21 protein-coding genes are annotated in these 26640 nt (G+C 72.8%); 12 read left to right on the top strand and 9 right to left on the bottom strand.

The genetic code is table 11. The features are described from left to right. Window positions 1-12 precede the first annotated feature (12 nt). The 4 genes from IG78_RS0117050 (at window position 13) to IG78_RS0117035 (ending at window position 8948) form a co-directional block, all read left to right on the top strand. Window positions 13-1158: a HAMP domain-containing sensor histidine kinase gene (locus IG78_RS0117050; protein ID WP_078965189.1), complete on the top strand. Its 1146-nt coding sequence runs from the start codon at window positions 13-15 to the stop codon at window positions 1156-1158. Next, window positions 1155-1808, top strand: a complete 654-nt coding sequence (locus tag IG78_RS0117045; protein ID WP_030563965.1) for a response regulator transcription factor — start codon at window positions 1155-1157, stop codon at window positions 1806-1808. The genes IG78_RS0117050 and IG78_RS0117045 overlap by 4 nt, the downstream gene beginning before the upstream one ends. Before the next feature lie 271 nt (window positions 1809-2079). Further along, window positions 2080-8331, top strand: a complete 6252-nt coding sequence (locus IG78_RS0117040) for a DNRLRE domain-containing protein (protein WP_078965206.1) — start codon at window positions 2080-2082, stop codon at window positions 8329-8331. Window positions 8332-8411: 80 nt separating this feature from the next. Beyond that, window positions 8412-8948, top strand: a complete 537-nt coding sequence (locus tag IG78_RS0117035; RefSeq protein ID WP_030563963.1) for a hypothetical protein — start codon at window positions 8412-8414, stop codon at window positions 8946-8948. A gap of 10 nt (window positions 8949-8958) precedes the next feature. Here the strand turns inward: IG78_RS0117035 and IG78_RS0117030 are convergent, their stop codons facing one another. Next, window positions 8959-9843 (bottom strand): glycosyltransferase family 2 protein, encoded by an 885-nt coding sequence (locus IG78_RS0117030; RefSeq protein ID WP_037685638.1) that lies wholly within the window; start codon window positions 9841-9843, stop codon window positions 8959-8961. Window positions 9844-10165: 322 nt separating this feature from the next. Between IG78_RS0117030 and IG78_RS0117025 the strand changes: the two genes are divergently transcribed. Both IG78_RS0117025 and IG78_RS0117020 read left to right on the top strand, forming a co-directional pair. Continuing rightward, entirely contained in the window at window positions 10166-10633 is a 468-nt protein-coding gene (locus IG78_RS0117025) for a hypothetical protein (RefSeq protein ID WP_030563960.1), read from the top strand. Window positions 10634-10843: 210 nt separating this feature from the next. Then, complete coding sequence (locus IG78_RS0117020) at window positions 10844-11767, top strand: phosphotransferase family protein (protein WP_030563958.1); 924 nt, start codon at window positions 10844-10846, stop codon at window positions 11765-11767. A gap of 62 nt (window positions 11768-11829) precedes the next feature. Here IG78_RS0117020 and IG78_RS0117015 read toward each other — a convergent pair whose 3' ends face one another. The 3 genes from IG78_RS0117015 to IG78_RS0117005 form a co-directional block, all read right to left on the bottom strand. Then, window positions 11830-12204: a DUF4180 domain-containing protein gene (locus IG78_RS0117015; protein ID WP_030563956.1), complete on the bottom strand. Its 375-nt coding sequence runs from the start codon at window positions 12202-12204 to the stop codon at window positions 11830-11832. An 83-nt stretch (window positions 12205-12287) separates the two neighbouring features. Further along, window positions 12288-13112, bottom strand: a complete 825-nt coding sequence (locus IG78_RS0117010; RefSeq protein ID WP_030563954.1) for an SAM-dependent methyltransferase — start codon at window positions 13110-13112, stop codon at window positions 12288-12290. 19 nt (window positions 13113-13131) lie between these two features. Next, a complete protein-coding gene (locus tag IG78_RS0117005) occupies window positions 13132-13563 on the bottom strand; it encodes a MazG-like family protein (protein ID WP_030563953.1) in 432 nt (143 codons plus the stop codon). Between the two features lie 87 nt (window positions 13564-13650). Between IG78_RS0117005 and IG78_RS0117000 the strand changes: the two genes are divergently transcribed. Continuing rightward, entirely contained in the window at window positions 13651-13974 is a 324-nt protein-coding gene (locus IG78_RS0117000; protein WP_030563951.1) for a nuclear transport factor 2 family protein, read from the top strand. A gap of 15 nt (window positions 13975-13989) precedes the next feature. Here the strand turns inward: IG78_RS0117000 and IG78_RS0116995 are convergent, their stop codons facing one another. The 3 genes from IG78_RS0116995 to IG78_RS0116985 form a co-directional block, all read right to left on the bottom strand. Then, window positions 13990-14889 (bottom strand): PhzF family phenazine biosynthesis isomerase, encoded by a 900-nt coding sequence (locus IG78_RS0116995; RefSeq protein ID WP_051852710.1) that lies wholly within the window; start codon window positions 14887-14889, stop codon window positions 13990-13992. A gap of 68 nt (window positions 14890-14957) precedes the next feature. Then, window positions 14958-15422 (bottom strand): lamin tail domain-containing protein, encoded by a 465-nt coding sequence (locus tag IG78_RS0116990; RefSeq protein ID WP_030563947.1) that lies wholly within the window; start codon window positions 15420-15422, stop codon window positions 14958-14960. 183 nt (window positions 15423-15605) lie between these two features. Continuing rightward, a complete protein-coding gene (locus tag IG78_RS0116985) occupies window positions 15606-16391 on the bottom strand; it encodes an SDR family oxidoreductase (RefSeq protein WP_030563945.1) in 786 nt (261 codons plus the stop codon). Window positions 16392-16524: 133 nt separating this feature from the next. Between IG78_RS0116985 and IG78_RS0116980 the strand changes: the two genes are divergently transcribed. Next, window positions 16525-18159, top strand: a complete 1635-nt coding sequence (locus tag IG78_RS0116980; RefSeq protein ID WP_030563943.1) for an alkaline phosphatase D family protein — start codon at window positions 16525-16527, stop codon at window positions 18157-18159. An 11-nt stretch (window positions 18160-18170) separates the two neighbouring features. Here the strand turns inward: IG78_RS0116980 and IG78_RS0116975 are convergent, their stop codons facing one another. Further along, a complete protein-coding gene (locus IG78_RS0116975; RefSeq protein ID WP_030563941.1) occupies window positions 18171-20276 on the bottom strand; it encodes a glycosyltransferase in 2106 nt (701 codons plus the stop codon). Continuing rightward, window positions 20273-21616: an RICIN domain-containing protein gene (locus IG78_RS50135; RefSeq protein WP_030563938.1), complete on the bottom strand. Its 1344-nt coding sequence runs from the start codon at window positions 21614-21616 to the stop codon at window positions 20273-20275. Before IG78_RS50135 ends, IG78_RS0116975 begins: the two co-directional genes overlap by 4 nt. Window positions 21617-21834: 218 nt before the next feature. Between IG78_RS50135 and IG78_RS0116965 the strand changes: the two genes are divergently transcribed. The 4 genes from IG78_RS0116965 (at window position 21835) to IG78_RS0116950 (ending at window position 26491) form a co-directional block, all read left to right on the top strand. Further along, window positions 21835-23313 (top strand): multidrug effflux MFS transporter, encoded by a 1479-nt coding sequence (locus tag IG78_RS0116965; protein ID WP_404827698.1) that lies wholly within the window; start codon window positions 21835-21837, stop codon window positions 23311-23313. After that, window positions 23310-24494 carry a serine hydrolase domain-containing protein gene (locus IG78_RS0116960; protein WP_078965208.1) on the top strand — a complete coding sequence of 395 codons (1185 nt, stop codon included), beginning with the start codon at window positions 23310-23312 and terminating at the stop codon, window positions 24492-24494. The genes IG78_RS0116965 and IG78_RS0116960 overlap by 4 nt, the downstream gene beginning before the upstream one ends. A 9-nt stretch (window positions 24495-24503) precedes the next feature. Then, window positions 24504-25508 (top strand): small ribosomal subunit Rsm22 family protein, encoded by a 1005-nt coding sequence (locus IG78_RS0116955; RefSeq protein WP_030563932.1) that lies wholly within the window; start codon window positions 24504-24506, stop codon window positions 25506-25508. 452 nt (window positions 25509-25960) lie between these two features. Beyond that, a complete protein-coding gene (locus IG78_RS0116950) occupies window positions 25961-26491 on the top strand; it encodes a VOC family protein (RefSeq protein ID WP_030563929.1) in 531 nt (176 codons plus the stop codon). Window positions 26492-26640 lie beyond the last annotated feature (149 nt).

Below are 26640 nucleotides of genomic sequence, written 5' to 3'. Positions count from 1 at the left end.
GGTTCGAGGTCGGTGTCGCTGTTCTGGCGGATCTTCCTGATGAACGCCGCCGTGCTCGTGGTTGCCGCGCTGTTGCTCCTCAGCCCCATGGTGACTGTCTCGAGCCCCGTCCACTTCGGTGAGGCACTCGTCGTGCTCGGCGGGGTGGCCGCCATGCTCGTCGCCAACGCCGTGCTCCTGCGCGTCGGGCTCGCTCCCTTGCAGCGGCTGAGCCGGGCCATGACCGCCGCCGATCTGCTGCGTCCCGGCAAGCGGCCCGCCGTCACCGGGCACGGCGAGGTGGCCGCGCTCATCGGCACCTTCAACACCATGCTGGACCGCCTGGAGAGCGAGCGCGCCACCAGCAGCGCCCGCGCCCTGTCCGCCCAGGAGGCCGAGCGTCGCCGGGTGGCCCGCGAGCTGCACGACGAGGTGGGGCAGACCCTGACCGCCGTGCTCCTCCAGGTGAAGCGCGCCGCCGACCGGGCGCCCGAGCCACTGCGCGAGGAACTGAGCGCCGCGCAGGAGACCACCCGGGCCAGCCTGGACGAGATCCGCCGCATCGCCCGGCGCCTGCGCCCCGGCGTCCTGGAGGACCTGGGCCTGGTGAGCGGCCTCCGGGCGCTCGCCGGGGAGTTCAGCGAGTCGGGGCTCACCGTCCGGCACCGGTTCGACGGGGACCCGCCGCGGCTCGGGCAGGACGCCGAACTCGTCGTCTACCGGGTGGCGCAGGAAGCGCTCACCAACGCCGCCAGGCACGCGGGCGTCAGCCGCGCGGAGCTGACACTGCGGTGTGCGCGGGACGCGGTGGAACTCGTCGTCCGCGACGCGGGCCGCGGCATGCGGGGCGCCACCGAGGGTGCCGGGGTGCGCGGCATGCGCGAGCGCGCCCTGCTGGCGGGCGCCCACCTCACGGTGGCGGCGGGCCCGGCGGGCAGCGGCACGGAAGTACGCCTGCGCGTGCCCGTGCAGGCACCCCCGGCCGACCGCACCACGGAGACCGCGTACACCTCGGGCGCCGCATACGTTCCAGGCACCGCAGACGCCTCAGAAGCCGTAGGCACCGCAGAAACCTCAGAAACCTCAGGCATTGCGGACATCGCAGGCACCGCAGGCACCGCAGGCACCGCAGACACCGTTCACAACGGCACCCCCACCCCCCAAGGAGCCCCCGCGTGACCGCCCCCGTGAGGATCCTCCTCGCCGACGACCACGCCCTCGTACGCCGAGGGGTCCGCCTCATCCTCGACAGCGAACCCCATCTCACCGTCGTCGCGGAGGCGGGTGACGGCGCGCAGGCCGTGGACCTGGCCCGGAGCGAGGGCGTGGACCTGGCCGTCCTGGACGTCGCTATGCCGCGGCTCACCGGGATCCAGGCGGCCCGCGAGCTGTCCCGCCTTCCGGATCCGCCGCGCATCCTGATCCTGACGATGTACGACAACGAGCAGTACTTCTTCGAGGCCCTCAGGGCCGGGGCGTGCGGGTACGTGCTCAAGTCCGTCGCCGACCGCGACCTCGTCGCCGCGTGCAGGGCCGCGATGCGCAACGAGCCGTTCCTCTACCCGGGCGCGGAGAGCACGCTGATCCGCAGGTACCTGGACCTCGCGCGGCAGGGCAGGGCGCTGCCCCGCAAGGCGATCACCGACCGCGAGGAGCAGGTGCTCAAGCTCGTCGCCGAGGGCCACACCTCCAAGGAGATCGGTGACCTGCTCACCATCAGCGCCAAGACCGTGGAGCGCCACCGCGCGAACCTGCTCCACAAACTGGGCCTGCGCGACCGGCTCGCCCTGACCCGGTACGCCATCAGGGCGGGCCTGATCGAGCCCTAGGGCCCGAGGGACCACCGCCGACGGCACGCACGCACCACCGCCGTCCGGCCATGCCGTGCTGCCCGCGAACCCCGCACACGGCCACCGACCCCACACCCCCCCCACAGCCACAACAACACCCGTACACAGCAAGGGAACCACCGTGCATCACAACGGACACGTGCCGATACCCGAGGGCACCGGGTACCGAAGACCACCACGCGTCGGCGGGCTCAGCCGACTCGGCGAAGGCCCGGCCCCCAGGGCACTCGCCACCGGCCTCGCGCTCCTCATGGCCGTCTCGTGTCTGTACGGCGCCGAGGAGGCCACCGCGGCACCGTCCGCGCCGGCCGCCACCGACAAGGCCGAGCCCGGACCCGTGACCGCCGCCGCCGACATCCCCTCCGCACGCGTCGCCGCGCGGCTCGGCGGCAAGCGCGTCGAAGCCCTCTCCGAACGTACGCAGACGTCGACGACCTGGGCCAACCCCAACGGCAGCCTCACCACCGAACTCACCGCGGGACCTACCCGTTTCGAGGACGAGGACACCGGGCAGTGGCGTGACGTCGACCTCGACCTCGTCAAGGAAGATGACGGCTCGGTGGCGCCCAAGGCCCACCCGCACGGCCTGGAACTCGGCAAACAGGGCGGAAACCGGGCCGCCCGCGCGGACGGCGCGGCCCGCGACCTGGTCACCCTCGGCGAGGGCGACCAGCGCATCACCCTCCAGTGGCAGGGCTCCCTGCCCGCGCCGAAGCTGGACGGCACCCGGGCCACGTACGAGAACGCGGTGTCCGGCGGTGACGTGGTCGTCGAGGCGACCCGTACCGGCTTCGAGCAGTTCGTGCACCTGAAGCGGAAACCCGTGGCGGAGGAGGGGAAGGACTACAGCTACACGCTGCCGCTGCGCGCCAAGGGCCTGGAGGTCGAGGAGCACAAGGACGGCAGCCTGTCCTTCACCGACCGCAAGAACAAGAAGACCGCCGTCATGCCCGCGCCCGTGATGTGGGACGCGACCGTCGACCCGGTCTCCGGCGAGCACACCCGCCGCGCCCCGGTGACGATGAAGGCCGTCGAGGCCGAGGGCGGCGTCGATCTCGTCGTCACGCCGGACGCGGAGTTCCTCGCCGACCCGGAGACGCAGTACCCGGTCACCGTCGACCCGTCCACCTCGGCCCTCGGTAACGTCTTCGACACCTACGTCCAGCAGGGCGAGACCAGGGACTGGTCCACCGACACCGAGCTGGACTTCGGCAACCCGGGCACGAAGAACGCCAATGGCACCCCGCGCACGGCCCGTTCGTTCATCTCCTGGGACACCCGGCCCGTGCAGGACGCGCTCGTCCTGGACGCCAAGCTGTCGCTGTGGAACTTCCACTCCGCCAACGAGAAGGACTGCAAGGCGCAACCGTGGGAGGTGTGGTCCGCCGGGGCCGCGTCCACGTCGTCGCGCTGGACCGCGCAACCCGCCATGACGGCGAAGAAGGCCACGTCGACCGAGACGCGCGGCAACACCGCGTGCACCGGCGCCCCCGACGGCTGGATCAACGCCGACGTGACGACCCTCGTCCAGGAGTGGGCCTCGGCGAAGGCCGCCCGCGGGCACATGGGGCTGCGGGCCGCCAACGAGGGCACGGTCGCGCAGTGGAAGCGGGTCAACTCCGCGAACGCCGCGTCCCGGCCGCCCAAGCTGAGCGTCACCTACAACTACCGGCCGCGCACCGGCACCAAGCAGGAGGCGGGCCCGCCGTACTTCTCCTACGGCAGCGCGTACATGGTCAACACCCTGACGCCGACGCTGCGCGACACCTTCGTGGACGCCGACGGCGACAAGGTCAACGGCACCTTCCAGATCTTCGACTCCGCCACCGACAAGCAGGTCGGCAACGTGCTGGTGTCGAAGTACGTGCCGTCCGGGCAGGTCGCGTCGGTGACCGTGCCGTCGGGTGTGCTCGCGCACGGGAAGACGTACAAGTTCCGTACGTCTCCGTACGACAACACGCACTACAACAACGGCTGGTCGGCGTGGAAGACCTTCACGGTCGACACCTCCGCGCCGTCCGCGCCCACGAAGGTCACGTCCACGGACTATCCGAAGGACGCCTGGGTGAAGGGCGCGGGCAAGCCCGGCACGTTCACCGTCACACCTCCCGGCGCCGACCACAACTGGCTGGAGTGGTCCCTGGACGGGGTGACGTGGACGAAGGAGCCCACGGGCGGTTCGGGTGCGGCGAGGAACATCTCAGTGACGCCGCCCAAGGACGGCACGCACACCCTTCAGGTCCGTGCCGTCGACAAGGCCGACAACAAGTCCGAGGCCGTCGAGTACACCTTCCACGCCGGTCCCGGCGGTTTCGTGCAGCCGTCCGACGGTGAGCGCACCGCGCGCCGACTGCCGCTGCTCGCCGAGGCCGACGGGGAGAAGTTCGACAAGGTGGTGTTCTCGTGGCGCCGCGCCGAGGCCGACGACTGGGAGCGAATCCCCGCCAAGGACGTCCGGGCGGGCGGCAGCGCCGTCAGCGGCTGGCCCGTCGCCCTCACCGAGGGCCGCAGCGACAAGCTGGTGTGGAACGCCACCGACACCGTCGACCCCGACGGCAGCATCCAGATCAAGGCCGACTTCACCGGCCCGAAGGACGCCAGGGGCAGCAGCGCGCCGCTCGCCGTCGTCGTGGACCGCAACGCCGCCGACGCCGCGAGCGCCGAGACGGGTCCCGGTTCGGTGAACCTCCTCACCGGTGATCACACGCTGTCCGCGACGGACGCCTCAGCGTTCGACCTGTCCGTGACGCGCACGGCCTCCTCCCGCACCCCCGACAAGGGCGCGAGACAAGAAGGCCAGGCGCCCATCTTCGGCAAGCAGTGGGTGGCGGGCACCGCCGCCGAGCTGACCGACTCCGACTTCTCGCACCTGCGGAAGATCTCCGCGACGGCCGTGGCCGTCGTCGACGCGGAGGGCGAGGAGACCCACTTCACCGCCAACGCGGCGAAGAACGCCTGGATACCGGAGACCGGTTCCGAGGACCTGACCCTCAAGGGCTCCGTCACCGGCTCGTTCACCCTCACCGACACCGAGGGCACCGTCACCGAGTTCACGCGCACCGACTCCGCCGCCACCACCTGGCAGGTCTCCAGCACGCTCCTGGACGGGCTCGGCAACTCGACGACGACCGTCGTGTCCGAGTCGGTGACCGTCGACGGCACGAAGCTGGCCCGGCCGAGGCGCGTGGTCGCGCCGACGTCGGCCGCGTCCGCCGCCGCCTGCACCGCGACACCCGCCACCAAGGGCTGCCGCGTCCTGGAGTTCGTGTACGCGGACCGCACCACGGCCACCGGCGACGCCCTCGGCGACTTCACCCACCAGGTGAAGGAGCTGCGCCTGTGGGCCACCGCCCCGGGCGCCGACGCGGCGACCGCCAAGACCGTGCAGCGCTACGCGTACGACACCGAAGGACGCCTGCGCGAGGCGTGGAACCCGGCGATCACCCCCGCCCTGAAGTCCGCGTACGACTACGACGGCGCGGGCCGCGTCACCAAGTACACCCCGCCCGGTGAACTGCCCTGGACATTCACGTACGGCAAGGCGGGCAGCGCCGCCACCGCCGGTGCCGGGATGCTCCTGAAGACGTCCCGCCCCGGTCTGAAGCCGGGCACCACCGGCACGCAGGAGGGCACCGCGGGCACCAGCGTCGTCTACGACGTGCCGCTGACCGGCGCCAAGGCCCCGTACAAGGCGGGCGCCGCCGACGTGAAGGCGTGGGGACAGCTCGACGCCCCGACGGACGCGACGGCGGTCCTGCCCGCGGACGCCGTGCCGTCCTCGCACTCCGGCGACCAGCTCGCCGCCGCCGACTACCGGCGGGCGGACGTCCACTACCTGGGCGTATCCGGACGCGAGGTCAACACGGCGACGCCCGGCGGGCACCTGGCCACCACCGAGTCCGACCGGTTCGGCAACACGGTGCGCGAACTGAGCGCCGCCAACCGCGCGGTGGCCCTCGGCCTGACCGCCGGGGGCCGGGCGACGCAGGCTGACCTGGGCCTCGCCGGACTGACGTCGGCGGAGCGCGCCGACCTGCTCGCCACCCGCTCGCTGTACAACGACGACGGCACCCGCAAACTGGAGGAGCTCGGCCCGCTGCGGCGCGTCGAGCTGACGGCTGACCTCAAGTCGGGCGGCGCCACCCTGGTCCCGGCGGGCACGTCGGTGGCCGCGCGCGCCAGGACGGTCAACGAGTACGACGCGGGGCGGCCATCGGACGGCACCGCGAAGGTCAAGGACCAGGTCACCAAGGTCACGACGGGCGCGGAGGCGCGTGAGCACCCGGGTGTGCTCGCCGAGAGCCGGGTGACGCAGACGGTGTACGACTGGGCCAAGGGACAGCCCGCCAAGACCATCCAGGACCCGGGCGGTCTCGCGCTCACCACGAGCACCGAGTACGACGCCCAGGGCCGCGTGGTCAGGCAGCTCCTCCCCGACGCGAACGGCACGGACGCGGGTACCCGCGTGACCACGTACTGGTCGGCGACCGGCAGCGGGCGCTGCGCGGGCCGCCCGGAGTGGGCCGACCTGGTCTGCTCCGTCTCGCCCGGCGGCGACATCACCGGTGGCGGCACCCAGCCGAAGGAACTGCCGACGACCACCACCGAGTACGACTGGTGGGGCAGCCCCGCGAAGGTCACCGAGACCGCGAACGGCGTGACCCGCACCACCACCACGTCCTACGACGACGCGGGCCGCCAGACCAAGGTAGCCGTGACCGGCGGCACCGGCGAGAAGGTCCCGGAGTCCACCACCGAGTACGACCCGGCCACCGGCCAGGCGGTGCGGACGACGTCGCCCACCGGCGGCAGCATCACCAAGACGTACGACAAGCTGGGCCGCCAGATCGCCTACACCGACGCCGACGGAGGAACCACCACCACCGAGTACGACCTCCTGAACCGCCCGGTGAAGGTGTCCGACACGGTCCCCTCCACGGTCACCTACACCTACGACACCGCGGCCGAACCCCGGGGCCTGGCCACGAAGACCACCGACTCCGTCGCGGGCACGTTCCAGGCCACGTACGACGCCGACGGCTCGGTGGCGAGTGAGAAGCTGCCGGGCGGCTACACCCTCACCCAGACCGAGGACACCACCGGCGCGACGACGGACCGTACGTACACGCGGGACAGCGACGGCACCACCGTCCACTCCGACAGCGTGACCGAGTCGGTCCACGGCCAGGTCACCGGGCACGCGGGCTGGTCCGACCAGCGCTACCGCTACGACGCCACCGGGCGTCTGACGACCGTGGAGGACACCGCCGAGACGGTGTGCACCCGGCGCACCTACGCCTTCGACAAGCGTGCCAACCGCACCTCGCTGACCACCGCCGCCGGCACCCCCGGTGCCGACTGCCCCACCTCGGGAGGCTCCACCGCCAAGCACACCTACGACAGCGCCGACCGCGTCACCGACACCGGTTACGCCTACGACGCCTTCGGCCGCACCACCGCGGCCCCCGGCAACGGCACCCTCGGCTACTACGCCAACGACCTGGTGCACCGCCAGAGCGCCGACGGCAAGCGGCAGACCTGGAACCTGGACGCCGCCCTGCGGTTCCGCTCATGGACGGTCGAGTCGGGCTCCGGCAGCACCTGGACCAAGGAGCAGTCCAAGGTCAACCACTACGACAGCGACGGCGACAACCCCCGCTGGATCGTGGAGGACACCGCCTCCGGCGCCCTGACCCGAATGGTGGACTCCGCCTCCGGCGACCTGGCCGCCACCACGGACAAGAGCGGCAACACGGTCCTGCAGCTCACCACCGTGCACGGCGACGTGGCCCTGCAACTGCCCCTGGACAAGGGCAAGGCTCCGGTCGCCCTCGACTCCGACGAGTACGGCAACCCGCGCGCCGGGCAGGCGGCCACCCGCTACAACTGGCTGGGCGGCAAGCAGCGCTCCGCGGAGACCCTCACCGGTCTGACGCTGATGGGCGTGCGCCTGTACAACCCGGCGACGGGCCGTTTCCTGTCCGTCGACCCCGTGTACGGCGGCGGCAACAACGCCTACGAGTACGTGGGCGGCGACCCCGTCAACCGCTTCGACCTCGACGGCAAGTGGTGGAAGAAGATCAAGCGCGGTCTGAAGCGGGCGGGCCGCCACGTCCGCAAGAACTGGCGCACGTACGCCGGTTACGGCGCGACGGCGGCGTGCATCGTCGCCTCCGCCGGTACCTGCGCGGTCGCCAGTGTCGCGGTGTTCGCCGTGACGTCGGCCGCGGACGGCCGCCGCGGCAAGTGGCGGACGAAGAAGTACTGGCGGTCGACGGCGAAGTCCGCGGCCTGGACCGCGGTCGGCGTCGGCGCGGGCCGCTTCGCCGCGGGCTCCTGGTGGAAGTCCAGCAAGGGCTTCGCCCGGGGCGGCAAGCGCGCGGCGGGCCGGGGCCGGCACGCCAAGCGGTTCTCGTACCGCAGGACGGCGTGGAACTACGCGGGCAACGCGTGGACCGGCACGCTCACCTGCGGGATGAGCTGGAAGATGCGGTACTGCTAGAGAGCGGTCCGCCCGTTCAGGGGGCGCCGCGCCGTGCGCGGCGCCCCCGCCGGGCAGTCGGGAATGAGGCACACCAGCACATGCACCACCCCACGCGAGACCACACGCACTACTCCAACAAGCCCGTCCGGCGGGCCTCGTGGGCGATCGTGGCGATCATGGCCGTGGTCGCCGTCCAGTTCCTCCACGACGGCGGCGACGGGCCGCGCGACGTCTGGGACGCCGTCCTCGCCCTCGCCCTGCCCGCCGGGGTGACGTGGGTCCTGGTCCGCACCGGTCTCACCCCGTACGTGGAGTGGGACGAGAAGCGGCTCACCGTCCGCAACCCGTTCTTCGTGTACGAGGCGGACCTCGCCGACGTCCGGCTGCTCGGCCGCGCCGGGCGGGGCGGCGCCCTCGGCGTGGAGGGCGTCGGCACGGTGCTGCCGTGGGCGATGACGCGGTCGGTGTTCGACGGGCGCAGGGCGGGTCAGGCGCGGCGGGAGCTGCGGCACGCGGTGCGGCGGGCCGTGCCCGGCACGGCGGTGACTCCGGTGCGGCGCCGCTTCCGGGTCGAGTGGACGGACCTCCTGGTGCTTCCGATGCTCGGCGCGTTCGTGTGGGCGTTCCTGCCCTGAGACAGCCGCGTCAGATGAGCGGCGGCCGCCCCAGCTTCGTCATCCGCCACACGGTCGCCCACCGCATCGGCCGCCGCTCGCCGCCCGAGGTGCGGATGCCCTCGACGAAGCCGCCCGCCCAGGCGCGCAGGCCGCCGGCCGACCGGGTGCGGGCAAGCGTGAGGAGGGTCCAGACCGTGAGGTAGAGGGGGATCAGGGGCAGGGGCAGGCGGCGGCGGGCGAGCCAGACGCGGTTGCGGGCCGTCATGCGGTGGTAGACGGCGTGCCGGGCGGGGGACGTCTTCGGGTGCTGGAGCAGGAGCGAGGGCTCGTACAGGACCTTCCAGCCCGCGTCGAGCGCCCGCCAGGCCAGGTCCGTCTCCTCGTGCGTGAAGAAGAAGTCCGCGGGCCAGTCACCGGTCTCCGCGAGCATCTCCATCGAGAAGGCGTGCGCGCCCCCGAGGAAGGACGTGACGAGGCCGCCGCGCATGGGGTCCTTCGCGCGCAGCCGCGGCACGTGGCGGCGCTGCGTCTCACCGTGTTCGTCCGCGATGCGGAAGCCGACGATGCCGAGCTGCGGGTCCTCGGAGAACAGGCGCTGGACCGTGCGGAAGACGTCGGGGTCGACGAGCAGGCCGTCGTCGTCCAGCTCGATGGCCACGTCCACGTCGCCGAACTCGCGCAGGCGGCGCAGGGCCACGTTGCGCCCGCCGGGGCAGCCCAGGTTCTCGTCGAGCTCGATCGCGGTGACCTCGCCGGGGTAGGCGGGGAAGTCCGGCAACTGGGTGCCGTTGCCGACGACGACCAGGCGCGTCGGTACGACGTCCTGCTTGGCCACGGCTTCGAGCAGGGCGTCGACGTCCTTCGGACGGTTGCCCATGGTCACGATGGCCACACCCAGGCGCGGTTGGGGCACGCGGAGCCCTCCAGGTCAGGTCGGGGCAGCCCTGCGCCGCCGAGCGGTCATATCGTCCGACATCGAGATGGTAGCCGTTCACCGGTGCGATCCATTCGGGTCGTGGGTCGTTCACGTCGGGGGCGGGGGCGGGGTTCACTCCACTGGCGCGTCGGCCAGGGCCCTCGGCCATGGCTTATTTTGGCCGTGGCATGTCAAAAATCATGAGGGTGTGCCTTGTTGTCTCAAGGGGCCTGTGCCTCAATGACGCCAACCCGCTCTGCTGACTGACCGTCAGTCAAGGTGGGCACCCCACACTCCCCCCATCGAAGGCAGGACCCCCATGAGGCATGGCAGATTCGCCCTCGCCGCGGCCGTCGGCACCGGCACGCTCGCCCTGAGCGCCCTGGTTCTGGCCCCGGCCGCGGGCGCGGTGGAACCGCAGGAGGCGTCCATCGGGTTCGACTGCGGCTCGTTCGGCTCGGGCGCCGCGGCGCTCAAGGCCACACAGAACGGCACCGCGGCCACCATCGAGGTGTCGACATCGGCGATCACCGCGCCGCTCGACGTCGGCGCCGGCGCGGTCAACTCCACCCTCACGCTCACCAAGAACGGCTCCGGCACCACGACGTTCACCGGCAACTCCAACCCCGCGATACCCGCGGGCAGCCCCGTCTCCACAGGACCGCTGAACGGCACCGTCGCCGCAGGCGACAGCCTGGCGGCGAGCTCCCTGAAGATAGTGGTCTTCGGCATCACGGTGACCTGCACCGCGACGTCGGCGCAGACGCCGGGACCGTTCGTGTTCTGACGGGTGGTCAGGTACGGAGGGTCGTCGGGTACGCGGGTCGTCGCGTACGGAGGCTTTTCGCGTACGACGGTTCTTCGCGTACGACGGTTCTTCGCGTACGGCGGTTCTACGTGTACGGCACAGTGGGCGCCGCGGTCCGGACGGTGGGCCGCGGCGCCCTCGCCCGAAAACGCGTTGCCGCACCGACCCCCGCCCCCTACCGTGCCGATCATGCTGCCCCCCGTGGACACCGATGAGGAATGGGACGCCGTCGTCCCCGACGAAGCCGTCGTACGGCCCGCCGCCGAGGACCTGTGCGCCAGGCTCGGCCTCGCGGGGTCCCCGCTCACCCGGTACGGCGAGGGCTCCCAGCCCGTGTACGCGGTCGGTGAGCGGCATGTGCTCAAGCTCTTCCCCGGCGCGGCGGCGGACGACGCCGTGGCCGAGGCGCGCGTACTGGACCACGTACACGGCCGACTGCCCGTCCCCACGCCGCAGTTGCACGACAGCGGCGCGTACGTGAACGGCTGGCGCTACGTCCTGATGTCGCAACTGCCCGGCCGGGGCCTGCACCTCGCCTGGCCCGGCATCGCGGCGGCCGACCGGGAGCGGGTCGTCGCACAGGCGGGCGAGGCGCTCGCCGCCCTGCACGCCCTCGACCACGAGCCGCTCGCCGACGCCCTCGGGCCGGGGGACTGGCGGGAGTTCACCGCGCGGCAGCGCGCGAGCGCCGTCGACCGGCAGCGTAGGCACGGGCTCCCCGAGGGCTGGCTGGAGCAGATCCCGGACTTCCTGGCCGCGGCCCCGCCGCCCCAGGCGCACCGCCCCGCGCTCCTGCACACGGAGTTCATGCGCCAGCACCTGCTCGTCGACCCCGCCGACGGCCACCGGATCACCGGGGTCTTCGACTTCGAGCCCGCCATGATCGGTGACCCGGCCTACGACTTCGTGGGCGTCGGCCTGTTCGTCACGCGCGGGGAGCCGGGACTCCTGACCGGGTTCACGGCGGCGTACGGCCGCACCTTCGAGCCGCGCCTGCTGCTCGCGTACACGCTGCTGCACGTGTACAGCAACCTGCCGTGGTACCTGCGCGAACTGCCCGCGCCCCGCGAACCACGCCTCGACGCGCTCGCCGAGGCGTGGTTCGGGCACTGAGCGGGTAGTTCGGGCACCGAGCGGGTAGTTCGGGCGCCGAACCCGGGGAGGCGGCGCCCGGTTCAGCGCTGGGGGCGCTCACGCAGTCGCGCGGCGAACTCCGTCTCGTCGGCGAGGAACCAGGTCTGGCCGCCGCGGTTGCACTCACGGACGAAGTCCCGCAGCGCGGGGCTCTCCGCCGTGTGCCGGGAGATGTCACCGAGGACGACGAGCCCCATGCGGTAGTTCACGAACTTCTGGACGATGTCCCCGGCGACGCGCGTACGCAACTCGAAGAACGCGTCGTCGAACCGCTCCGCGGGGACCGCGACCCACCGGGCACCCTGGTACCCGGCGTCGCCGATGAGATCCAGCGCGTCCTGTTCCCCGGCGATCGGCTCGCCGTCGGCCGCGCACATGAAGACGGGTGTGCCGTGGATCTCTCGCAAGGTGGTCATGGGCGTCGAGGATAAGCCGAGGACGAGCGGGGCGGGGGAGCGGGGCGCGGCGACGGGTGGCCTGCCCCGCGCCCCGGCGGCCCTCAGGCGGCCGTCGCCGGGATCAGCGTGAGGTACGCGTGGCCGAGGGGCTGCCGGTAGCCGCGCAGCCATGCCGCGCGGTGGCGGTCGGCCCGCTCGCGCCGCTCCGCCGCCTCCGGGTGTTCCGGGTGCGCGGTGAGCCACTCCTCGGTGTCCGCCAGGTAGGCGGACTCGAACTCCTCCCACTCCTCCGCGCTCGCCGTCTCCACCCACAGCGGGCGGAACCCGGCGGCGACCGCCGCGTCCGCCAGGTCGGCCAGATACAGGTGCTCGTGGACACCGGCGTCCGGCCACATCGCGGACAGCTCGGCCTGGGTGGGTGTGCGCTGCCAGAAGCCCTCGCCCAGGACGACACGCCCGCCGGGGGCGACGAGGCCGCGCAGGGCGCGCAGCGCGTCGGCGGAGTGCGGGGCCGGGGTGCCGTCAGGAAGCAGGGCCTGGGAGGAACCGAGACACAGGACGACGTCGGCGGGTCCGCGGGCCGTGTCCGTGGCCGACTCCGCGGCGAACGCGACCCGGCCGTCGAGCCCCCGCGCCCGCGCGGACGCGCGCCCCCGCTCCAGGTCGTCGGAGTTGAGGTCGACGCCCACGCCGGTGGCCTCCGGCGCCGCCTCCAGGACCCGCAGGAGCAACTCCCCCCACCCGCACCCGAGATCGAGCACGGTGCCTCCGCCCGGGACGCGGCGCAGCGGCTCGGCGACCCGCTCGACGACGCGGGCGGCACGGGCCTCGGACAGCGGGCCGTGGAAGGTGAGCCGGGTGAGGCGGGGCGGGCCGCCGGCGGAACCGGACGGCGCGATGGTGGGTGTGGGCGGTGATGACGTCATGGCGGGTGACGCTAGCCGGTCAGGTGCCCGGGGGCTCCTGGATTTCCGCCGCACCGCGACCGCGGGGGCCCGCCGCCGAGCGTGCGACGACGGTACGCAGCCGGGCGTCGAGGGCCCGCTCCGGCTCCGGGGTGAGGGTCCGCAGGGCCACCAGCGCCGTGATCACGACGTCGCAGAGTTCCGACTGGACGTCCTCCCAACTGTGCGTGGTGCCCTTGCGGGGGTTCTGGCCGGTCGCGCCGATGACTGCCTGGGCCACCTCGCCGACCTCCTCCGACAACTTCAGCATCCGCAGCAGCAGGGTCTCCTCGGGGGGATGCCGGTCGTGGGCCGTGAGCCAGCCGTGCAGACGGGTGACGGAGTCCCAGAGATCCATGGGGGCGGCGGGAGCGGGCACGGCGGGGGCTTGAGCGGGGACGGCAGGAGCGGGGGCGGGGGTCGGGTCGGCCATGGGGCGCAGCCTGCCATGTCCGGCGGCCGGGGCAGGGGCCAGGCCTCCTGGGTGGCGTGGGAGTGGGCCCGGTGCGAGCGTGAGCCCATGAGCATTCAGACAAACCGGCTCGGTGACCCCGCGGTCCGGGCCTTCGTCAGTGCGGTGAACTCCCACGACAGGGACGCCTTCCAGGCCCTGCTCACGCCGGACGTGACCATGTCCGACGAGGGCTCCGACCGCGACGTCGAGGACTGGACCGAGCGCGAGATCTTCTCCTCCAACGGCCATATGGACGTCGAGTCGGAGGCCGACGGCGGCCGGACGCTCGTGGTGAGCTACCGCAACGACACCTGGGGCGAGATGCGCACGAAGTGGCAGTTCACCGTGGACGGCGGGAAGATCTCACGCTTCGAGACGGGGCAGGCCTGACCGGCCCGGCCCCGGCTACCCGGGGATGCGTACGGCGGCCCCCGCCACCCGCACCCGCGCGTCACCCTCCCGCAGCGTCACCGTGAGCACTCCGGGGCGCCCCATGTCCACGCCCTGGTGCATGGTCAGCTCGGCGGCGGCCGGGACCAGGCCGAGCTCGCGGGCGTACGCGCCGAAGGCGGCCGCGGCCGCGCCCGTCGCCGGGTCCTCGACGACACCGCCGACGGGGAACGGGTCGCGGGCGTGGAACACCGTGCCGCTCTCGCGCCAGACCAACTGGACGGTCGTCAGGTCGAGCCGCAGCATCAGCGTCCGCAGTCGGTCGAAGTCGTACGCGAGGTCGGCGAGGCGGGCGCGGGTCGCCGCCGCGAGGATCAGGTGCCGGGCGCCCGCGAAGGAGATCCGGGGCGGCAGCCCCGGGTCGAGTTCGTCCGCGCGCCAGCCGAGCGCGCCGAGCGCCTCCTCGACGTCGGCGGGCGCGGCGTCCTCCACCCGGGGCTCCACGCTGGTCAGGGTCGCCCGCAGGACGCCGTCCCCGGCCTCCACGACGCTCACCGGCACGGTCCCGGCGGGCGTGTCGAACACGAAGTCGCCGGGTCCCGCGCGTTCCGCGAGGGCGACGGCCGCGGCGACGGTGGCGTGCCCGCAGAAGGGGACCTCGGCCCGCGGGCTGAAGTACCGCACGGTGAAGGCGCGTCCGACCTGGCCGAGGGCGGCGGGGCCCGGGGTCAGGAACGCCGACTCGCTGTAGCCGACGTCGGCCGCGACGGCGAGCATGTCCGCGCCGCCGAGGCCGCTGGCGTCCAGGACGATCCCTGCGGGGTTGCCGCCCGCGGGGTCGGTGGCGAAGGCGGTGTAGCGCAACACGTCCGGGTGGTGCGCGGGACGGTTCGCGGGGCGGTCGCTGTTGCTCATGTCGCACGACAACCGCCGCGGTACCGGAGGCATTCCCGGTGCCGCGGCGGCGCTCACTCCCTGGTGCCTCAGTGGCAGTTCTTGTACCCGTTGTCCCGGGTCGTCCACGAGCACGAGTCGAGCTGCGAGCCGCTCGGCCTGATCAGCCGGGCCTTGTCGCTGGTGTTGTTCCAGACGTGCCAGCCGCGGCCCCAGTACCGCACGCCGGAGGCGTTGGTGCCCTTGCCGGTGCGGACCTTCACCGTCTTGCCGGCGCCGATCTTGTAGCTGCCGAAGGTGTACGTGTAACCGGTGTTGTCCTTGAGCTTGTAGCCCTTGAGCTGGATGGCGCTCCGGCTGTTGTTGTGGATGTTCACCCACTCGCCGTTCACCGAGGTGCGCGAGCTGGAGTCCCGGCCCGGGCTGTCGTACTGGATGTAGCCGAGGTGCAGACCGCCCTGGTGCCGTGCCGCGGCCGCCGGGGTGGCGACGAGCAGCGGGACCGCGACAGCGGTGGCGGCGAGGATGGCCGTGGCAGTCGAACGTATGCGCAACGTGTGCTCCGTGTGTGAAGTTTCCGTGGAGAGCAGCGAGCATAGTCCGGCCTTGTACGGTCACGGGGACCCCTCCCGGATATGACCGCGCATATGACGGGAACTCATCCCTCCCGCCGTACTGCATCGGCCGCACCCGGTCTACGCACGGCCAAGGTCCCCCCCCGGGCGGCCCGCGGCCGCTCAGCCCCGTCCGACGTACGGCATGGCCGTCGCGAGGACCGTCGCGAACTGCACGTTCGCCTCAAGCGGCAGCTCCGCCATGTGCCGCACGGTGCGGGCCACGTCGGCCACGTCCATGACCGGCTCGACCGCGAGTTCCCCGTTGGCCTGAAGGGTCCCCGAGCGCATCCGCTCGGTCATGTCGGTGGCGGCGTTGCCGATGTCGATCTGCCCCACGGCGATGCGGTGCGGCCGTCCGTCCAGGGACAGGGACTTGGTCAGGCCCGTCAGCGCGTGCTTCGTGGCCGTGTACGCGGCGGAGTGCGGGCGCGGGACGTGCGCGGAGATGGAGCCGTTGTTGATGATGCGGCCGCCCCGCGGCTCCTGCTCCTTCATCTGCCGGTAGGCCTCCTGGGCGCACAGGAAGGCGCCGTGCAGGTTGGTGTCGACGACGTGCCGCCAGGCGTCGTAGGGCAGCTCCTCGAAGGGGACGCCGCCGGGCCCGAACGTACCGGCGTTGTTGAAGAGCAGGTCGAGACGGCCGAACCGGTCGCGTACGGCGGCGAAGAGGGCGGTGACGTCGTCGGGCTGTGACACGTCTGTACGTACGCACATGACGGCGTCCTCCCGCACCGAGGACGCGGCGGTCGCGAGGGCGGCCGTCTCCTCCAGCGTCTCCGTGCGGCGGCCCGCGAGGGCCACCGACCAGCCCGCGGCGAGCAGCTCGACCGCGACGGAGCGGCCGATGCCGGAACCGGCCCCGGTCACCACGGCGGTCTTCGAGGGGGTGGTTCGCTCAGCGTTCATGGCCCCGCAGCGTACGGGAGGGGTGTCCACGCGGACATCATCCACCCGCCATACGGCTGTTGTGTACGTGACAGGAGGGCGTCGTCCTCGGCCACTTACATGCCCCTGACAGCAATCGTCAGGGGAGGGCCTCATGGCATCCGAAGGTCAGCAGCACGCACCCGAACTCCGGGCCGTCGCCCGTCACTTGGGGCGCCGTCGATTCCTCACCGTCACTGGCGCCGCCGCCTCGCTCGCCTTCGCCACCAACCTGCCCACCGCGGGCGTCGCGGGCGCCGCCGAATTGGACGCCCGCCGCATACCGGACGACCCCTTCACGCTCGGCGTCGCCTCGGGCGACCCGCTGCCCTCCTCGGTCCTGCTCTGGACCCGGCTCGCCCCCGCCCCCTACGAGCCGGGCGGCGGCCTCCCCCAGGAGCGCGTCACCGTCCACTGGGAACTCGCCAGGGACGCCCGCTTCCGGCGCGTCGCCCGACGGGGCACGGCCACCGCGCACCCCGAGTTCAACCACACCGTGCACGTGGAGGTCGACCACCTCGAAGCGGGCCGCACCTACTACTTCCGTTTCCGGACGGGCAAGTGGATCAGCGAGACGGGCCGCACCCGCACCGCGCCTCCCACGGGCAGCCGCACCAGCGCCCTCACCCTCGCGGCCGTCTCCTGCCAGGCGTACCACGACGGCTACTTCACCGCGTACAAGCACCTGGCACAGGACGACGTCGATGTGGTCTTCCACCTCGGCGACTACCTGTACGAGTACGCCGTGAACGCGGTCGGCGGCGCCCGCAACTACACGGACCGCACGCTGCCCGCCCACTACAACAAGGAGACGCAGACCCTGGGGGACTACCGCCTGCGGTACGCCCTCTACAAGTCCGACCCCGACCTGCGCGCCGCCCACGCCGCGCACCCCTTCGTCGTCACCTGGGACGACCACGAGGCCGAGAACAACTACGCCGACGACATCGACGAGAACGGCAACCCACCCGCCGAGTTCCTGCTCCGCCGCGCCGCCGCCTACCGCGCGTACTGGGAGAACCAGCCGCTGCGCCGCCCGCAGTTGCCGGACGGCCCCGACGCGCGGCTCTACCGCCGCCTGAAGTGGGGCCGCCTCGCCCAGTTCGACATCCTCGACACCCGGCAGTACCGCTCCGACCAGGCGTACGGCGACAAGGCGCACGCCCCGGGCCCCGAGACGGACGACCCGCGGCGCACCATCACCGGCGCCACGCAGGAGCGCTGGCTCATCGACGGCTGGCGGCGCTCGCGCGCCCTGTGGAACGTCGTGCCGCAGCAGGTCACCTTCTCCCAGCGCAAGCTCGACCTCAACGCGCAGGCGAAACTCTCCATGGACGCTTGGGACGGCTACCGCGCCTCCCGCAAGCGGGTCCTGGCCGGCGCGCGGTCCGCGGACATCGACAACCTCATGGTCCTCACCGGTGACGTGCACGTCGGCTACGCCTTCGACATCAAGGCCGACTTCGACGACCCGTCGTCGAGGACCGTCGGTACGGAGATCGTCGCCACGTCCATCGCCAGCGGCAAGGACGGCGCGGACAAGCCCGCCAACTGGGACACGTACACCAAGGCCAACCCGCATCTCAAGTTCTACAACGGCCGCCGCGGCTATGTGACGGTCGCCCTCGGCGGTGACTCGGCGCGAGCGGACTTCAAGACGGTCTCGGCGGTCACGACGCCGGGCGCCCCCATCAGGACGGCGGCGTCGTTCGTGACGGAGGCGGGCGACCCGGGGCTGCGGCCCGCGTAGGGGACCGCGCCTCAGGGTGCCGCCTTGAGCGCCAGGGACAGGTTGTTGTTCACGGTGAAGTAGGGGCGCACGGAGGCGGCGGTACCGGCCCGGGTGCCGATCCGCCGGGCCGGGTGGGCGTCGGTCCGCTTGCGCTCGACGACGTCGCCGACGAGGCGCGCCAAGCGGATCGGCTCGGTCCCGGGAGCAAGGCGCAGTGCCAGGTTCCAGGTCTCTTTCACTCCCTCACCGGCGTCCAGCGCCCGGGAGTACGGCAGGCAGAAGCGGAAGCGGTCGGTCCCTGACGTCGTCACGTCGGTTTCGAAGGCGGCGGAGGGGTCGCGGCGCGGTACGGCGAGGAGGCGCGGGCACTGCCCCTGGGCGAACTCCGCGCCGTACAGCGTGCCTTCGACCGTGCACGACGTGGAGTCGGTGGTCATGGTGTGCGCTTCCGCGTGCGGGGAGCGGCGCCATGTCCGTACGGAGAGGTTGTTCTTGTTGGTCGTGTAGGGGATCCACCAGACGAACGGTGCTTCCGGCGAGGCCTTCAGGCGCAGCAGGTTGCGCTGTTCGACCGCCGTGCAGGCGACACGGCGCCGTGCCCCGTCGTCCGAGCGGACGACGTGGAAGTCCCAGCGGCCCTCGACGAGCAGGTGGACGCGGCGGTCAAGGACGGCCGTCCACGGGGCGCCGGCGCTGTCGGGCCGCCGCAACGGAACCTCGAACCGGCGGTCACCCCCGCTTCGGGAACCCCGGAGCGTCGCCGTCAGTGTGAACGCGCTGCCGGGCATGCCGTCCCGGTCGAGGCGTACGACGAGGTCGCCCGCCGCGTTCACGGAGCAGGTCGACCGCGGGCTCAGCGGGCCCGAGCCCGCCGGACGCGCCCACCCGGCCCCGCGCACGGTGCGGCGCAGGGCCTGCCGGGCAGCCACCCGGACCCGCCCGGCACCGGCCGCCACCCGGCGGTCGAGGGGGATGGGGGCGGGCGGGGAGGCGGCGTGCAGTTCGGCGAAGAGTTCCTCGTAGCGCCGGGCGATGTTCTCCGGCGCGTACCGTTCGACGTTGCGCCGGGCGGCCCCGCCCATGGCGCGACGCAGACCGGCGTCCTCGATGAGCCTGATGAGGCCACGGGCGATGGCCTCGCTGTCCCCCGTGGGGACGAGCAGACCGTCCTCGCCGTCCCGGATGATCTCGGCGGGCCCGTGGGGGCAGTCGGTGGCGACCACGGGGGTGCCGCACTGCATGGCTTCCACGATGGTCATGCCGAACGACTCCTCCGCCGAGGTGACGGCGGCGATCGCCCCCTTGGACCAGTCGGTGGGCAGGGACCGGCTGGCACCCATCAGGAAGACGTGGTGACTCAGGCCGAGTTCGTCGACGCGGGCGCGCAGTGCCGCGCGCTCCGGGCCGCGTCCGTAGATCCGTAGCCGCCACTGCGGGTGCGCGGCGGCCACGGTGGCGAAGGCGTCCACCAGGAGGTCGTACCGCTTCACCGGGATGAGGCGCCCACCGGCGATGACGAGCGGGATCTCGCCGTCGGACGCCGTGGTGAGGGGCGGCGGGGGCGAGCCGTTGGGGACGGCCACGAACGGGGTGCCCGTGGCCGCGAGGTGCCTGCGGTGCGTGTCCGCGTCCGCCTCCGTGACGGTGGTGTGCGCGTCCAGCGAGGCGATGGCGGCGTCCTGGGCGGCGCGGATGCCGGGCTCGTGCGTGCCGTACACCCGGTGCTCCTGGCCGATCCTCAGATAGTGGCCGCGGCCGAACTCCGCCAGGTAGACGACAAGGCCCGGCCTGGTCGCCACCACCACGTCGGCGTCGGTACGGCGCAGGAAGCGGGCCACCCGCCGGTCGGTGAGCCTGTCGAAGCCCGCGCCCCGCGCCTCGACGGGGGGAATCAGCGGTGTGGGTTCACCAAGCAGCCGGTTGCCGAGGTCGTTGCGCGGCGCGTGCGGACGAGCGTCGATCAGGGACCGCAGCCGGATCTTTCCGCTGATGGGCAGGCTGGGCCTGGCGCGCGTGCGCCAGACGCTGACGATCTCGACGTCATGGCGCTCGGCGAGGGCGCCCGCGGCATGGGAAGTGGCGCGGATGGTGCCACCGATGTTGTACGCGTTCTGTAGCAGAAAGGAGATCTTCATCGAGCCCTGTCCGGATCGGCGGTCGGTCGAGGACGGTGGGTGAACCAGCGTTGCCCCGGGTCTTTCGCGGTGCAGGCGGCAAGGCGCAGTCCGGGGGAGGGCCGCAGCAGGTCGTCCTGGGTCAGACAGCCCCCGCCGGTGCGCAACCGCCCCTGCCCCGTCATCGCCCACCGGGCCGACGCGCCGGTGCAGGGGGCGAGCACGATCGCCCCGCCCCGGACACCGGCGCAGCGCGGGGCGTCCCCGCTCCCGGTCCGCAGGACGCCGTCCGCTAGTTGCCAGCGTCGGCGGGCCGTGCCGTCGCACGCGGCGGTGCGGACCTCGCCGCGGTCCTCGGTCAGACAGAGATCGGAGGTGGTGAAACCGGAAGCGGTGGAGCCGATCCAGGAGACGACGGTGCCGGGCCGGGGGACGGGCGCCCGGCGCGCGTAGTGCCGCTGAAGCCATCGCGCGTAGTGCGGCGCCACTTTTCTGGTGGGTGCGCAGTAGTGCCCCGGGCAGGCGCGCGTTCGCCTCTCGTCATGAACGTAGTAGTGCTCGAAGACGGCGGTCTTCCTGGCGGTCCGGGCGGCACCGAGGTTGGGCGGGCGCACCGCGCTTCCGTACCCCTCGTATCCCGTCAGACGCAAAGGCCTCCCTTGCGGGCGCGCTCGCAGGGTCGCCAGGCGGAAGTACCGTGCGGTGACCGCGTGATCGCTGTGGTCGGCCCACTCCCTGCCGGACGACTTCAGGGCGGTGTTGGCGAAGTCCAGTGTGCGTACGGTGCCGGGCCGGAAGCGCTCGATGAGGGCGGCCAAGGTGTTGATCAGAGCCGGTTCCGTGTAGCGGGCGGAGCCGTCCACGGCGTCGAGCGAGCGGACCCTCGACCGGAAGAGGGCCAGCAGACTCGGACGCCGCGGCGCCTGCCTGCTCCAGCCACCGTCGGGCAGCCGCAGGAACACCAGTCGGATGTCCGGCCGCAGCGGACCGCCGTCCAGGCGGACACCGTGCAGCGTCCGCCCGCCCACGGTCACGGGTGCCGCCCTCCAGGGGCTCGGCCGGCCGGGTCGCATCGGCCGCCCCGCGAGAGCGCTGTACGCCTGCTGCACGCCCATCTCGCGGCGGGTCACATACCCTCCCGACCACTTCAGATGGGCATCGCCCGCGGACACGTACACGACACGGAGACAACTCCCGCCGTCGAAGTCGTCGGCGATCGCCGGATTGATGAACAGAAGGTCGTCGTCCTGGTGCGCCACCCCGACCAGCGTCGTGTCACGGCACTTCGTGCCACCTTGCGACGGGGCCGGCGCGGGCACGGTGAACGCCAGCGTGGCAAGGCCGATGATCAGGATCGGCACTAGCTTGTGCGTGCGAATGGTGCGTCACTCCGCTTCTCGCGCGAAGCCGGGCCCAGTGAGCGCGTGCCCGGCTATGAGGCTGAACGAGTGAGACTCCAGGGCGTCACACCACCCGCCCTGCGGAGCCCCGGAGCCGGCGCCGGAGCGGAAACCGGTATCTACCACCGACCCGGAGCTGAGATCATGGGCGGCGGATCCGATCGACCGGGAGGGGCGCGATGCCTGAGCGAGGGCAGTCAACGGCAGAGCACCAGATACCGAAGGCGGCGGGGCCCGAGCGCTCCGCCGCCCTCACCGTGGCGACCGGAACCCTCGTCACCCTCATACTCGGCGGCCTCACCGCCATGCCCCCGCTCTCCATGGACATGTACCTACCGGCCCTGCCGGAGGTCACCGACGCCCTGCACGCCCCGGCCGCCACCATCCAGCTCACCCTCACCGCCTGCCTCATGGGCATGGCCCTCGGCCAGCTCGTCGTCGGCCCCATGAGCGACAAGTGGGGCCGCCGCCGCCCCCTCCTCGCCGGACTGCTCGTCTACATCCTCGCGACCGCGATCTGCGCCCTCGCCCCCACCGCCGAGCTGCTCATCGCCTTCCGTCTGCTCCAGGGCCTCGCGGGCGCCGCCGCCATCGTCATCGCCCGGGCGGTCGTCCGTGACCTGTACGACGGTGTGGAGATGGCCCGCTTCTTCTCCACGCTGATGCTGATCTCCGGCGTCGCCCCGGTCGTCGCGCCGCTGATCGGCGGCCAGGTCCTGCGTCTGACCGACTGGCGCGGCATCTTCGTCGTCCTGACGGTCGTCGGCATCGCGCTGACCGTTCTTGTGTGGCGCCGCCTGCCGGAGACCCTGGCGCCGGCCGACCGGCACGACGGCGGCACAGCGCAGGCCCTGCGCACCATGCGCGGCCTCCTCGCGGACCGGGTGTTCACGGGCTACATGGTGGCGGGCGGCTTCGCCTTCGCCGCGCTGTTCGCGTACATCTCGGCGTCCCCGTTCGTGATCCAGGAGATCTACGGCGCGTCGCCGCAGACGTTCAGCCTGCTCTTCGGCGTGAACTCGGTCGGCCTGATCATCGTCGGCCAGATCAACGGCAAGCTCCTCGTGGGCCGCGTCAGCCTCGACAAGGCGCTCGGCTTCGGGCTCGCCGTCATCACGCTCGCCGCGACCGCGCTGCTCCTGATGACCAGCGGGGTCTTCGGCGACGACATCGGGCTCGCGCCGATCGCCGTCGGCCTGTTCGTGCTGATGTCGGCGATGGGTCTCGCCATGCCCAACACCAACGCCCTCGCCCTGATGCGCACCCGGCACGCCGCGGGATCCGCCTCCGCGCTGCTCGGTACGTCCTCCTTCCTCATCGGCGCCCTCGCCTCGCCGCTCGTCGGCATCGCGGGCGAGCACACGGCCGTCCCGATGGCCGTCGTCCAACTGACGTGCGCGCTGGCGGCCGTGGTCTGCTTCGTGGGACTGTGCCGCCCGTGGCAGCACAGCCAGTCCGCCGGGACTTCGGCCGCCGGGACTCCGGCCGCCGGGACGGTGCCGCCCTTGGCCGAGGCCGAGACCGGGACCCTGGGGGAGACCGGGGCGGCGGTGCTGCCGGAGCAGCGGGAGCCGGGGCGGGGCGAGGGTGCGCAGCGCGAGGGCGTGCAGCGCGAGGGTGTGCAGCGCGATCCCGAGCCGCGGAAGTCGGACCGCTGAGCCCCGCACCGGGCGTCCCGGGCGTCCCGGGCGCCCCGACCCTGCGCCCCGGATCCCCGGCCGAGGCGGGGCTCGACCCCGGTGAACTCGGCCGTCTCGTGCGCGACGTACGGGCGTTGCCCGACGGCCCCCGCCCCTGGTGCGCCGGTGCCGTCGTCCTCGCGGGGCGTGGCCCCGTGATCGCCGTGGCGGAGGCGGTGGGGTGGGCCGTGCGGTACTCCGGGTACGACGAGGAGGCCGACGCGGGCGTCGAGCCTGCCCCCGCGCGCCGCGTCCCCATGACCGTCGACACCCCCTTCGACCTGGCCTCCCTCACCAAGCTGTGCACGACCGTCGCCGTCGTGCAGCAACTGGAGCGGGGCACGCTCGCCCTTGACGCGCCGGTGGACCGGTACGTCCCCGAGTGCACGGGCGTCGCCGCGCACGGCATCACCGTGCGCGACCTGCTCACGCACACCTCGGGGCTGCGGCCCGAGCTGCCGCTGTACGAGCTCCCGGACCGGGCATCGCGGTGGCGAGCCCTGCGCACCGAGGAGCCGTCCGCCGAGATCGGCACGCGTCTGTACTCGGACCTCAACATGCTTCTCCTCCAGCAGGTCCTGGAACGCGTCACCCGGCGCGGCCTGGACCGGCTGATCAGGGAGGGCATCACCCGACCCCTGGGCATGTCCGCCACCGGCTTCGGCCCGCGGGCGGGTGCCGCCGCCACGGAGGACCAGCGCGGGCCCTGGGCGAAGGCGGACCGCGGGATGCTGCGCGGTGAGGTGCACGACGAGAACGCGTGGGCGCTCGGGGGCGTCGCCGGGCACGCCGGGCTGTTCTCCACCGCCCACGACCTGGCCGTCCTGTGCAGGACCCTGCTGTCCGGCGGCTCCTACGGCACGGCCCGGATCCTCGGCCCCGACCACGTGGCGCTGATGCTGACCGCACCCGGCCTCGGCTTCGCCGTGGACGAGCCGTGGTTCATGGGGGAGCTCGCGGGGCGCGGCGCGGCAGGCCACACCGGCTTCACCGGCACCTCCCTGGTCCTCGACCCGGCCACGGACACCTTCCTGGTGCTCCTCGCCAACACCGTCCACCCCCGTCGCAGGCCCCCGGACAGCGGCCCCCGCGTCCGCGCCGCCACGGCTCTGGCCCGCGCGGCCGCCCCACGGCCGACGGGACCCGGAACGGGCCACTAAACTCACGGGGTGCACGCACTGGCTTCCCCCGCAGAGACCCTCCGTACCGCCCTCGCGGGCCTCCTGGAGGACCTGCCGCCCAAGGCGGCGGCCCAGGCCGTGGACCGGCTGATCGCGAACTACCGGGGCACCACCCCCACCGGCGCCCCCGTCCTGCGGGACCGCGCGGACGTCACCGCGTACGCCGCGTACCGCATGCCCGCCACCTTCGAGGCCGCCCGCTCCGCCCTGGACGCCCTGGCCGCCGCGGCGCCCGCCGACTGGAGCCCGGCAGGACACACCGACATCGGCGGCGGTACCGGCGCCGCCACCTGGGCCGTCGACGCGACCTGGCCCGGCGAGCGGCCCGTCACCGTCCTCGACTGGGCCGAACCCGCCCTCGCCCTCGGCCGCGAGATCGCCGCCGCCCACCCCGACCTAGCCGGCGCCCAGTGGCAGCGCGCCCGCATCAGCGCCGCCCTCGACGTGCCCGCCACCGCCCTCGTCACCGTGTCGTACGTACTCGGCGAGCTCACCGCCGACGACCGGGCCGCGGTCGTCGACGCCGCCGCCCGCGCCGCCACCGACGCCGTCGTCGTCATCGAGCCCGGCACGCCCGACGGGTACGCCCGGGTCATCGCCGCGCGCGACCGCCTCGTCGACGCCGGGTACCGCGTCGCCGCGCCCTGCCCCCACAGCTCCGCCTGCCCGATCGTCCCCGGCGACGACTGGTGCCACTTCTCCGTCCGCGTCGCCCGTTCCTCCCTGCACCGGCAGGTCAAGGGCGGCTCCCTCGCCTACGAGGACGAGAAGTTCTCCTACGTCGCCGCCGTCCGCGACACCGCCGTCCCGGCCGCCCCCGCCACCAGGCGCGTCGTCCGCAGGCCGCAGATCCGCAAGGGGCAGGTCCTTCTCGACCTGTGCGACGTCGACGGCGCGCTGCACCGGGAGACGGTGACCAAGCGGCACGGGGCGGTGTACCGGGCGGCGCGGGACACCGCGTGGGGCGACGCGTGGCCGCCGCCGGAGAGCTAGGGACTGCGGTCGAGTGCGGGATCGACCGCCTCAGAGGCCACCGGGCAGGACGATGCACCCCGTACAGGTTCATCGTTCAACCTTTTTTCGCCATCCTCGGTACCCCGAGCCGACATCGGCCACCTCGCACCCGAACCGGGTGAACAGGGTGCTGCGAGCGCCGCGTCGAGCCAGGCCGGAGCCCCGCGCGCCGAGACTCCACCCGCACATGACGGTCGGACGGCCAGGGCGCACGCGCGCCCCCCGGGACCGCCCCGCCCGGCGCCCGCCACCCGCTGTCCCCCGTGCCGACCAGGGGCGGAGTGGTCGGTGCCTTCGGCCCGCGAACATGGCCCAAAGTGATTTAGCATTCAACATACTTCGGCGGCATGCTGGTCAAGGCCCTCGGCGACCGACCAAGGCGCCCGGCCCAACACCCCATCCGCGTATCTGCGCGAAGGAGATGGCCCGACATGACCCACACCCTGCCCCTCCGCCTCCACCACCACGCCTGGACCACCGACGACCAGGAAGCCAACCGGCGCTTCTACGAGGAGGTGATCGGCCTGCCCCTGGTGGCCACATGGACCGAGCGCGAGGTGATGTCCGGGGCCGAGCGCGCCTACAGTCACACCCTCTACGGCCTGGCCGACGGCAGCGCCCTCGCCTTCTTCCAGTTCGCCGACGCCAAGGACCAGGAGGAGTTCAGGACCAGCATCAATGCAACTCCCCTGCGCCACATCGCCTTCAAGGTCGACGCCGAGGCGCAGGAGGCCATACTCAAGCGCAGCAACGCGGCCGAGCACGCGGAGGCGAACGCCCACGTGATCGACCACGGCTTCTGCGTCTCGCTGTACATCACGGACCCCAACGGGCTGATATTGGAGTTCGCCGTCGACCACCCCGACGCGGACAAGGTCGACGCCGAGCGGCGCGCCACAGCACACGCCGACCTCGCCCGCTGGCTCGCCGGGGACCACACCAGCAACAACCGCTGGCGCTGACCGCGACACCGGACGCCGACCGAACTGCCCCCACGGCGGGCCGGCTTCGGCTCGGCGGCGGCGCGGGTGCGAACGGAGGAGGTGGGCCTGTTCGGTCACAGCGAGGGCGGCTGGGTGGTCCTGCGCGCTGCCGCCGCCCGTGACGGTCT

This window comes from Streptomyces aureocirculatus, from assembly GCF_000720475.1.
GTDB classification, from domain to species: Bacteria; Actinomycetota; Actinomycetes; order Streptomycetales; family Streptomycetaceae; genus Streptomyces; species Streptomyces aureocirculatus.
The sequence above is the reverse complement of the archived record's forward strand: the minus strand, read 5'-3'. Positions and strand labels throughout refer to the sequence as shown.

Bases quoted from the DNA above. Each gene is read 5' to 3' on its own strand.
- IG78_RS0117040 (WP_078965206.1), top strand. From the start codon at position 2,080: ATGGCCGTCTCGTGTCTGTACGGCGCCGAGGAGGCCACCGCGGCACCG.
- IG78_RS0117035 (WP_030563963.1), top strand. From the start codon at position 8,412: ATGCACCACCCCACGCGAGACCACACGCACTACTCCAACAAGCCCGTC.
- IG78_RS0117025 (WP_030563960.1), top strand. From the start codon at position 10,166: ATGAGGCATGGCAGATTCGCCCTCGCCGCGGCCGTCGGCACCGGCACG.
- IG78_RS0117020 (WP_030563958.1), top strand. From the start codon at position 10,844: ATGCTGCCCCCCGTGGACACCGATGAGGAATGGGACGCCGTCGTCCCC.
- IG78_RS0117015 (WP_030563956.1), bottom strand. From the start codon at position 12,204: ATGACCACCTTGCGAGAGATCCACGGCACACCCGTCTTCATGTGCGCG.
- IG78_RS0117010 (WP_030563954.1), bottom strand. From the start codon at position 13,112: ATGACGTCATCACCGCCCACACCCACCATCGCGCCGTCCGGTTCCGCC.
- IG78_RS0117005 (WP_030563953.1), bottom strand. From the start codon at position 13,563: ATGGCCGACCCGACCCCCGCCCCCGCTCCTGCCGTCCCCGCTCAAGCC.
- IG78_RS0117000 (WP_030563951.1), top strand. From the start codon at position 13,651: ATGAGCATTCAGACAAACCGGCTCGGTGACCCCGCGGTCCGGGCCTTC.
- IG78_RS0116995 (WP_051852710.1), bottom strand. From the start codon at position 14,889: ATGAGCAACAGCGACCGCCCCGCGAACCGTCCCGCGCACCACCCGGAC.
- IG78_RS0116985 (WP_030563945.1), bottom strand. From the start codon at position 16,391: ATGAACGCTGAGCGAACCACCCCCTCGAAGACCGCCGTGGTGACCGGG.
- IG78_RS0116980 (WP_030563943.1), top strand. From the start codon at position 16,525: ATGGCATCCGAAGGTCAGCAGCACGCACCCGAACTCCGGGCCGTCGCC.
- IG78_RS0116975 (WP_030563941.1), bottom strand. From the start codon at position 20,276: ATGAAGATCTCCTTTCTGCTACAGAACGCGTACAACATCGGTGGCACC.
- IG78_RS0116965 (WP_404827698.1), top strand. From the start codon at position 21,835: ATGCCTGAGCGAGGGCAGTCAACGGCAGAGCACCAGATACCGAAGGCG.
- IG78_RS0116950 (WP_030563929.1), top strand. From the start codon at position 25,961: ATGACCCACACCCTGCCCCTCCGCCTCCACCACCACGCCTGGACCACC.